This is a genomic window from Tolypothrix sp. PCC 7712 (assembly GCF_025860405.1).
GTDB lineage: Bacteria > Cyanobacteriota > Cyanobacteriia > Cyanobacteriales > Nostocaceae > Aulosira > Aulosira diplosiphon.
Map to the genome: position 1 here is coordinate 21,161 of NZ_CP063799.1, position 8,437 is coordinate 29,597.

10 protein-coding genes are annotated in these 8,437 nt (G+C 43.9%); 9 read left to right on the plus strand and 1 reads right to left on the minus strand.

The window, feature by feature from the left end; genetic code table 11:
• Nucleotides 1–400 precede the first annotated feature (400 nt).
• The 9 genes from ltrA (at nucleotide 401) to HGR01_RS41610 (ending at nucleotide 7,434) form a co-directional block, all read left to right on the plus strand.
• The gene (gene ltrA / locus HGR01_RS41570; RefSeq protein ID WP_045873524.1) at nucleotides 401–2,224 is read left to right on the plus strand and encodes a group II intron reverse transcriptase/maturase; all 1,824 of its coding nucleotides are present in this window, start codon (nucleotides 401–403) and stop codon (nucleotides 2,222–2,224) included.
• A 165-nt stretch (nucleotides 2,225–2,389) separates the two neighbouring features.
• On the plus strand, nucleotides 2,390–3,115 hold the full coding sequence (locus tag HGR01_RS41575) for a hypothetical protein (RefSeq protein WP_096622471.1): 726 nt from the start codon (nucleotides 2,390–2,392) through the stop codon (nucleotides 3,113–3,115).
• A 4-nt stretch (nucleotides 3,116–3,119) separates the two neighbouring features.
• The gene (locus HGR01_RS41580; protein ID WP_235623146.1) at nucleotides 3,120–3,383 is read left to right on the plus strand and encodes a hypothetical protein; all 264 of its coding nucleotides are present in this window, start codon (nucleotides 3,120–3,122) and stop codon (nucleotides 3,381–3,383) included.
• Nucleotides 3,380–3,646, plus strand: a complete 267-nt coding sequence (locus HGR01_RS41585; protein ID WP_045874794.1) for a hypothetical protein — start codon at nucleotides 3,380–3,382, stop codon at nucleotides 3,644–3,646. Before HGR01_RS41580 ends, HGR01_RS41585 begins: the two co-directional genes overlap by 4 nt.
• Nucleotides 3,647–3,654: 8 nt before the next feature.
• Nucleotides 3,655–3,852: a hypothetical protein gene (locus HGR01_RS41590; protein ID WP_045874795.1), complete on the plus strand. Its 198-nt coding sequence runs from the start codon at nucleotides 3,655–3,657 to the stop codon at nucleotides 3,850–3,852.
• Between the two features lie 85 nt (nucleotides 3,853–3,937).
• Complete coding sequence (locus HGR01_RS41595) at nucleotides 3,938–4,333, plus strand: hypothetical protein (protein WP_045874796.1); 396 nt, start codon at nucleotides 3,938–3,940, stop codon at nucleotides 4,331–4,333.
• The gene (locus tag HGR01_RS41600) at nucleotides 4,333–4,938 is read left to right on the plus strand and encodes a hypothetical protein (protein ID WP_045874797.1); all 606 of its coding nucleotides are present in this window, start codon (nucleotides 4,333–4,335) and stop codon (nucleotides 4,936–4,938) included. The genes HGR01_RS41595 and HGR01_RS41600 overlap by 1 nt, the downstream gene beginning before the upstream one ends.
• A gap of 145 nt (nucleotides 4,939–5,083) precedes the next feature.
• Nucleotides 5,084–5,647 carry a hypothetical protein gene (locus tag HGR01_RS41605; protein ID WP_045874798.1) on the plus strand — a complete coding sequence of 188 codons (564 nt, stop codon included), beginning with the start codon at nucleotides 5,084–5,086 and terminating at the stop codon, nucleotides 5,645–5,647.
• Nucleotides 5,647–7,434 carry an ATP-binding protein gene (locus tag HGR01_RS41610; RefSeq protein ID WP_096622467.1) on the plus strand — a complete coding sequence of 596 codons (1,788 nt, stop codon included), beginning with the start codon at nucleotides 5,647–5,649 and terminating at the stop codon, nucleotides 7,432–7,434. Before HGR01_RS41605 ends, HGR01_RS41610 begins: the two co-directional genes overlap by 1 nt.
• A 232-nt stretch (nucleotides 7,435–7,666) precedes the next feature.
• Here HGR01_RS41610 and HGR01_RS41615 read toward each other — a convergent pair whose 3' ends face one another.
• Entirely contained in the window at nucleotides 7,667–7,927 is a 261-nt protein-coding gene (locus HGR01_RS41615) for a hypothetical protein (protein ID WP_045873545.1), read from the minus strand.
• Nucleotides 7,928–8,437 lie beyond the last annotated feature (510 nt).

Genomic DNA, 8,437 nt, shown 5'->3' on the forward strand with positions numbered 1-8,437 from the left:
AACCTGGTAAGGAGCCGAGCAAGATATCCATGAGTACGAAAGAAAGACACGTTTGAATCATCGTAAAACGCATACAGCGAAATCAGGCTGAAACGCTGCGCCAAAAGGCAAAAGATAAGGGATTGGCGGGTTTCTGACCGACCAATAAGCACCCCCGATAAACTCGGTGAACAGTGTCACTCTAAAGGTATCAGTATTGTTATTCGGAACGAAGTAACCCGTCAAACGCTCTCAGGTACGCACTGAGCAAGGCGCAAGTGTGGTCGAATACCTGAGTAAGTGCTAACCGGATGCCTTGACGGGCAAGATTGAGTAAGAAGCGAACGCTTGGCTGTAATGGTCAAGATAGGCTGACGTACTCACGATGATTTGGTAGGAATGGTCACATTAGGAAGTATATATGTCTAAAACACTGAGCAATCAGATGGTGGAATGGAATAGCATTAACTGGCGAAAGCTAGAACGTGCTGTTTATAAGCTTCAGAAAAGAATATTCCAAGCCTCTCTACGTGGTGATACATTAGCAGTACGCAGACTCCAAAAAACCTTGATGAGGTCTTGGTCAGGAAAAGCCTTATCTGTCCGCAAAGTAACCCAGGATAACCAGGGTAAGAAAACCGCAGGAGTTGACGGCATCAAGTCATTAACCCCCAAGGCTAGACTTACTTTGGTACTAAGCTTGAACATTAACCAAAAAGTTAATGCTACCCGTCGTGTTTGGATTCCCAAGTCCAACGGTGACAAGCGACCCCTAGGTATTCCCACTATGCATGACAGAGCGACTCAAGCACTTGCCAAACTGGCTCTTGAACCAGAATGGGAAGCTCGTTTTGAGCCAAATAGCTATGGATTCCGACCAGGAAGAAGCGCCCATGATGCAATCGAAGCAATATTTAACAACATCAAACAATCTGTTAAGTATGTTTTAGATGCTGATATATCGAAATGCTTCGATAAAATTAACCACTCAGAATTGCTCAAGAAAATCAATACATTCCCAACAATGCACAGACTTATCAAAGCATGGTTGGAATCGGGTGTAATGGATGATGGACAATTCTTTGAGACTAAAGAAGGCACACCACAAGGCGGTGTAATATCTCCCTTACTAGCGAATATCGCCCTTCACGGGCTAGAACAGCTAGTAATAGATTATGCACATAGTCTAAAAGGTAAAAAGAGAATAAATCAACAAACCATATCCCTAATAAGATATGCCGATGATTTTGTAATACTTGCCAACAAAAAATCTCAAATCGTTGAAATGAGAGATTTAGTCTCAAAGTGGTTAGAAAAAATGGGTCTAGAATTGAGTCCTAGTAAAACCAGAATAGGGAAAACCCTGTTTAACCCGACAAATAGCCTAGAAGAGTCAGAAATGACCAAAAACTCTGGGTTCGACTTTCTCGGATTCCATGTTAGACAGTACAAGGTGGATGACAAACAGTCAGGAAAATCAACTAACGGTAAACTACTAGGATTTAAAACACTCATCAAACCCAGCTTGAAAGCGATTAAGAAACACTACGACGCAATCGCAGAAATTATCGACGCTCACAAAGCAGCCCCACAAGCCGCACTAATAGCAAAACTCAACCCCATCATTAGGGGATGGGTCAATTACTATTCGACAGTTGTAAGCAAAGAAACATTCTCTACGCTTGATTACCTAGTATACCAAAAGCTTTCCAGATGGGCGAAGCGTCGCCACTCAGGTAAATCTGGGTCATGGGTAGCCAATAAGTATTGGAATACAGTAGGCGGCAACAACTGGGTATTCTCAGTAACTAGAGATGGTCAAGTAGCCGAAACCTTAATCAGCCATGCTAGCAAGCCAATTGTTAGGCATATCAAAGTTAAGGGGACAGCATCGCCATTCGATGGAAACCTGAAATACTGGAGTTCTAGAAGAGGAGAACACCCCCTAGTTCCAACAAGAGTCACAAAACTTTTGAAAGAACAGAAAGGTAAGTGCGCTCACTGCGGATTGTATTTTAGGGAAGACGATTTAATCGAAATTGACCATATCATTCCAACTTCCGTTGGCGGAAAGGACAGGTACGGCAACCTCCAATCATTACATCGTCACTGCCACGACAGCAAAACTGCCAACGATGGTAGTAGAGGTACTCATAACTTGAGCCAAGTCATTGAGGAGCCGGATGAGGTGAAAGTCTCACGTCCGGTTCTGAAGACGAGCGGGACTCGTGAGAGTTTCGCTTAGTTTAATGGAACACGCCTCGACTTAAAAGACACTCAATTTTTTTGGGGAACTGCGGCTATTGCCCAAGCTGACCACACCCTGCTGCATGAAGATAAGGCTCTAAAAGCAGAACTGGCATTAGAAAGCATCCTGGCAGACTTAGCAGTTCTCAATATTTCCGATGGCATGAAACTGGCAATTAGCTTAAGTAACCACAACCCAGAACGCTGGGGAGGAGAAATTAAGCGCAGAGTCCAAGGTATTCATACCTTCCAACACAAACACCCCATAAATCGAGAAATTGTCACCAAAACAGTAGAAATCGCAGTTACAGGCATTTATCCCGAAGGATTTGGCAGCATAGCTCATTGCTTATTCGGAGAACCAACCCTAGCCCTAGAAGAGTCCGAAATTGCTATCGCCCTTGATATCGGTTCCTCAACTTGGCTAATTACCGTATTTAACGGCAATGGTGCAGTCATAGACCGCCATCTAATCGAAGGTGGATGCGGTACTTTACTGTCCATGATCGCTCTAGCACTCGACAAGCGAAATGACAAAGTAAGTCTGCTGTCTAAAGATGTTAAACACTCCCCTTCTTTAGTTAACCGGGGTATTTTAGAAGGCAGTTTCAGTTATGGCGGTAATCACCTGACAGGCAAGAATTTTGAAGCAGAATACAGCCAATGTCTGGATGAATGGTGGTCAACAAGGATTGAGAAATTCGCCAACTTTGTTACTTCTAGCAATTACCTAGATAGAGCTAAATACCTTGTTGCTTGGGGGGGTGGTGTAGGAATGCCAGTAGTGGATCAAAATCTCGCGTCATTGGGCTTTGTGGTTTTAGAAAATCCCCAATTTATCAATGCTTTTGGATTGAAGTTATTAACAGAAATATCAACAGGAGTCTAAACGAGTGTCAGATAAAACGTCTTACGAATCCCGGCGTATAACTATCTCGTACTTAGCAGTTTATGAATTGTGTCAAATGTTTGGTATCCCCAACGATGCACCAACACAAGCATTATCAGCAGCAGTAGAGAAGTTGATTTTCTCCGGTGGGGGCAGTGTGCAGACATTACCAAAAAATCAAATAAGTGCATCTACACCGACAGCAATTCAACCGAACAAAGTCGGACTAGCTGCTATGGTCAGTCAGTTTAAGGGAGTAGCTTCATGAGCAACTTAAATCTAGTCTATGACTCAACTTTACTTACTCAGTCCAAGGTTTATCAAATCGATAGAACAATGTACCAATACCTCTATAAAACAGGTACTATCATTGCGCCTCAGTATATTTTCCGTCCTCTCAATGGTCAAAGAAAGAAGGCTGATTTAAAGCTGAATCATAAGCAGCTAACTAGCAAATGTTATGAAGTCTCAGGTATGAGTAGTAATGCCTCAGTTATCAGCCTTGAATCATTGCAATTATCGATTTTTTGAGGTGCAAAATGAATACTCAACCACTGCCAGAATTAGTTGCACTTGCCCAACAATTAGTAACCGAAATTAGGCAGCATCCACAATATCAAAACTTGCAAGTGGATTGCGATGTCACCCTTGGCGATGTCAGCCAATTTTTCAATACTCTGCAACGGGAAACCACAGCTTCTACTGTGGACATATCGAGAGAAGAATTTTTTCAGTAAAGGGAGAGCGATCGCAATGATTGGTAGTCGGTGCAATCGCCCTACTCGCATCTACGCATCATAGACACACAAGGATTGTAACAAGATGAATAACTCCAATCTATTCTACGCGGCATTAAACGCCCTCACTCTTCATGGATGCCCAAGAGAATTGGCGCAATCAGCAGCAGAGATTGTGGCCAATGATGATCCATTCCTACCCAATTTAGGCAGAACACTAGAGCAACAGCAGATAATCCAAGAAACACTGCCATACTTGCAATCTGGAATCTATGACCAGTTTGAAACGATTGACGAAACACCCAATCCTTTAACTCACGGTCAGTTTTTAGGGAATTTTGGGGGAGAACTACCCGACGAAACTATTTTTCGACTTGGGGAAGGCGATTCAACAGCACTAAATGATATTGCGGATCACGCAACTAGAGACAAAGCAAACAACATCTTTACAAGACTGGAAGAACTAGGAGCGTGGGAGTGATGAACCGAACCGTAAAACTCAAACTGGATGCACCCATCACCTACGCTGCCTTACATTCCCTTTCGGGCATCAGCCAAGAAACCGTGTTTCAAGCCCTAGACGGTAACGAGACTGCCGCCGCCGAGGTCGCAGATTTCCGCATCAAACAAACTCAACGCGCCCAAAACGCCAAAGCCGTATTCGGTAATCTCAGCCAAGGTTTAAAAGCAACTGAAACCGTCATGGCAGAAGAAACCCAGTTTCTCACCGCCGCAGGGGCTTCAATAAATCGGATGGCTGATGGCTGGTCAAAAGTTAGAGTCAGTGATGCCCGTTTGGGATACGGCTTAGAGCAAAAGGTTATCGCATCTGACAACCAGCTAGCTATTGAACAGTTCCGGCACTCTAGAACACTTAACCTACTCGGTGAATCACACCGCGCCGAACTACGGGGTATTGAGATTGACTCAACTAGGGCTAAAACTCAACTTTGGCAGCAGGTTCAAGCCAAAAAATCAGAATTGACCCCAGGCGACAAAGCCAAAGAAACACTGCGAGAAATCCACAGACACGGTTCAGCAGCAATGCTCCGAGTCAAAGGTTTCTTTAGACGGTTGATTGACTAAAACTAGGGTGTAGGGGGTAGGGGGTAGGGTGTAGGGGAAATCATGAAAGTCTTACCACACCCTACACCCCACACTATAGAAGGCTTGACTAAATTGCCAAATCCCCCAGTGAGTCTGGGGGATAGCCATTTTAAAAGGTGTCCCTATGCTAACTAACAATCAGAAAACACCTATCTATTTTGATGCGGAGCTTGTAGACGACAGTAAAGAGATTGTAGACAAAGAGCAGTACGACTCAGAACAGGTTCAAGAAGCGATCGCTTCTACTGACAGCAGCATAACAGTTGTTCGTGGCATCGCTTTTGGTGCAGCACTGGCAGGTTTTCAAGTTACATCAACGCAATCACTTTACATCGCCGGTTGTGTGGGACTGTTCCCCGCAGTAGTAGCAGGTTTACCAGTTGGGGCAAGTTTCGCTGCCACCCTCTGCTACTTGCGCTTTGAAAATAGTCTGATTCCCAAAATCACTAACCGTCAAAAATTCGCCATTGGTGTTACACGTACTGCAATGCTCATGGCTAGTTCATGGAAACTCACCGGCGATGCCCAAAACATGGACTCTATAGCCCGTGGCAGCTTCTCTGTATTCACCCAACAGGTGCGAGATTTTGAGGGCAGAGAGCAGCCAAGCAAAGACAATTTTGGCTTATTGTTGGGCTTTTCTGTCTTCGCCGCCATCGCACTGTTATTATTTTTGCGGAAAAAGTGATGATAAATGATGTTAAACCATCGGAATTAAATCAACGCTCTTACAGCCTACCACCGCGTTTAGGTTTGGCAGTAAAACTATCTGTGGCAGGTGCGTTAGTTTGTGGCATAGCAGCCCATATTGGCGACGGCATAGCCAAGAAAGAAATTTGTTTCTACCCTAAGTCAGCCAGAATCCACGATGCGCCAATCGAAGCGGGTGATGGCAACCCAGATAAATTACTTTTAGGTAAAAAGTATTGCCGATATGAACAGCGATCGCAAATTCCAGAACCCATAATCAAGGCTAACCAGTACCGTACCACCAACCCAAACTATAACCCTTGGGCATTCCTTGAGCATGATGGCTTATATGTGTTCCGCGAACTGTCAGCCGATAACCCGTTTAAAATTCATCTGGGGATAGCGGCGATGATATTGGGGGGCATAGGGTTGTGGGCTACAAGTAAGGCACAAGATTATCTAGCAGACATCCGCCCCCATTACCGAGCCACCAAGCAATTTGAAGGTGTGAAAGCATCTTACGCTGTAAGACTAGGTGAACAATTGTTAGACCTATCGGGTAAGGAACTGCTCAAATATTTGAGAGGTATTAAAATCGCTGAGGCTAGACAGCAGTTCTTAGCCAGTATCACCCCACAACAAGTTACAGCTTTGCTGATGGCGATGAGTGCTGATGACTATTACGAATTTGGACACCTGCTCGACTCTGGGCAAAGCTTTGAAAAGTTTGAGCCTCAACAGCAGCCAGCCCCACAGCTACCACACGGTACACCAGGAACTGTGGAAGAGCAAATGCAGCAACCAGTAATCGCACCCGACAATAACACCGCATGGGTGCAAAACCTCATCAAACAAACAGCCCTGATTTGGGGCAACCAAGGTGGTGGTAAATCGTGGCTGGCTCGTTATGTCGCCAAACAAAAAAAAGAAACAGGCTACCGAGTGGTTGTGCTTGACCCTGACAGCAACCGTGCAGAATGGCGAGGGGTTGAAAGTTACCATTCTTGGTCGGACATCGAGCAGCAGATCCGCGATTACGTTGAGGAATTAGAAGCACGGCTAAAAACCTTCAACAATTCATTTTTAAGTGAGGAGCAATGGCGACAAAAATTGTGGTCTGAGGGTAAAGCTTTATCCCTAATCTGTGAAGAAGCTACCACCTACGGCGACTTTATTAAAGATGAGGAATTGCTGTCAAAATTCGGGAAGCTGGCACTGACTAAAAGCCGTAAACAAGAGATGCCTTTAACTGTGGTTGCTCATAACAATACCCAGACGTGTTTATTTGGTATTAAGGGCTTGCACAATCTCGTTTCTAAAATGCTAATGGTTGAATGTTTGGCAGAAGTAGATCCAATTACACTACAGCCATCTTCAACAGGTAAAGCCAAAGTAAAACTTGATAGTTCTAACGAATGGCTTGATGTTAATCTGCCGACTATGACAGCTAAAATATCTGATTTTAGTGACATTGTGCCAGCAAAATCTAATCCAAATCCACCCCTTGATAAAGCTACTTTAGAGCGCATTTATGAACTGGAAATCAATCTTGGTAACAACGCAGAAATAAGCCCTACCCCATCACTAACGCCCATTGCCCAATCGTTGCTGCAATACCTCCAGCGCACCGGAAGAACATCGGCAGTCATACAGGAGATACAGCCTAACTTTAAAGTAAAAGGTCAACGGTTCAGTTCAGAGGAGCTAAAGCGACTGTTTAATGAGTTGGTAGAGGCGAGTCTGGCCATCTGGCTAGATGCAAATACTATCGAAATTGCCCCATAAAGACAGACCAAGAGAATGGACAGAAGTAGACAGAATCCTTAAGCAGCAATGGAATTAGGCGACAGAGTTCTAGACAGACTCTCTTTCAGCAGACAGAAAACCCTAGCTCACCACAAGCAGGTGATTTTTAAGCTAATTGAATTACTGGGAACCCAGATCACCCCACTGATCCCTTGGTGGGGTTTTAAAATGTTCAAAAATGTCAGTTAATTGATAGTGAGAACTGATGTTATTATCTAGTACCTCCTGGTTTGAGGATAATTTCAGCCTTTGGCTTCTCTTCTGCAAATTCCCCTTTCAAAAGAACCCAGTGGATAACTTTTATCACTGTGAACATTTCTACACTAGAATCTATGCTGTCATAAGCACAAACCTCTACTAATTCGCCTACATTGGGTAGTCTGGTCATTTCAACCACTGTCCCACATGCTCCGTCTAAATCCGGTCGGCTATTCAAGACAGACTCATCAAACATCAACATAACTTTGACCATTGTCACCACCCACGAGTGCCTAGATTTTGTGTAAAATTATATACTTAATATCCGGTTCTACAGCAATCCAAGCACAGTGAAAGCAGCGAGAATTAGAGTCGAGCCTGTGTCAGACCGTTCGCAACACAACACAAAGGGTACCTTGGTGACTTGTACTGAGTGGCTCACAACTTCAGAAATATGTATTGTACCTATTAAATAGGTACTGGAAAGGCGATTAGTACCTCAACAGGGTATAGAGTTTGAATCCCACCAAAGATAAATAGAGTTGCATTTAGCTTGTCGAATGCGTGAACTATTCTGCTTCCAACCATTCTTTAAGGTATTTCGCCTCAACACCAGGAGGGTGACTTCCTGGCTTAGGCATCCAGATACCGATCGATACCAGCCTGACCATCTCGCTCCTGCCCCTTAGCTACGATTGTCATTCTTATACAGATATATTTATGCTCAAAGATGTATTGACAAAATTAAATTATTTTTAATTTATTCCTAATGGTATAAAAACTC

Bases quoted from the DNA above. Each gene is read 5' to 3' on its own strand.
- ltrA (WP_045873524.1), top strand. From the start codon at position 401: ATGTCTAAAACACTGAGCAATCAGATGGTGGAATGGAATAGCATTAAC.
- HGR01_RS41575 (WP_096622471.1), top strand. From the start codon at position 2,390: ATGAAACTGGCAATTAGCTTAAGTAACCACAACCCAGAACGCTGGGGA.
- HGR01_RS41585 (WP_045874794.1), top strand. From the start codon at position 3,380: ATGAGCAACTTAAATCTAGTCTATGACTCAACTTTACTTACTCAGTCC.
- HGR01_RS41590 (WP_045874795.1), top strand. From the start codon at position 3,655: ATGAATACTCAACCACTGCCAGAATTAGTTGCACTTGCCCAACAATTA.
- HGR01_RS41595 (WP_045874796.1), top strand. From the start codon at position 3,938: ATGAATAACTCCAATCTATTCTACGCGGCATTAAACGCCCTCACTCTT.
- HGR01_RS41600 (WP_045874797.1), top strand. From the start codon at position 4,333: ATGAACCGAACCGTAAAACTCAAACTGGATGCACCCATCACCTACGCT.
- HGR01_RS41605 (WP_045874798.1), top strand. From the start codon at position 5,084: ATGCTAACTAACAATCAGAAAACACCTATCTATTTTGATGCGGAGCTT.
- HGR01_RS41610 (WP_096622467.1), top strand. From the start codon at position 5,647: ATGATAAATGATGTTAAACCATCGGAATTAAATCAACGCTCTTACAGC.
- HGR01_RS41615 (WP_045873545.1), bottom strand. From the start codon at position 7,927: ATGGTCAAAGTTATGTTGATGTTTGATGAGTCTGTCTTGAATAGCCGA.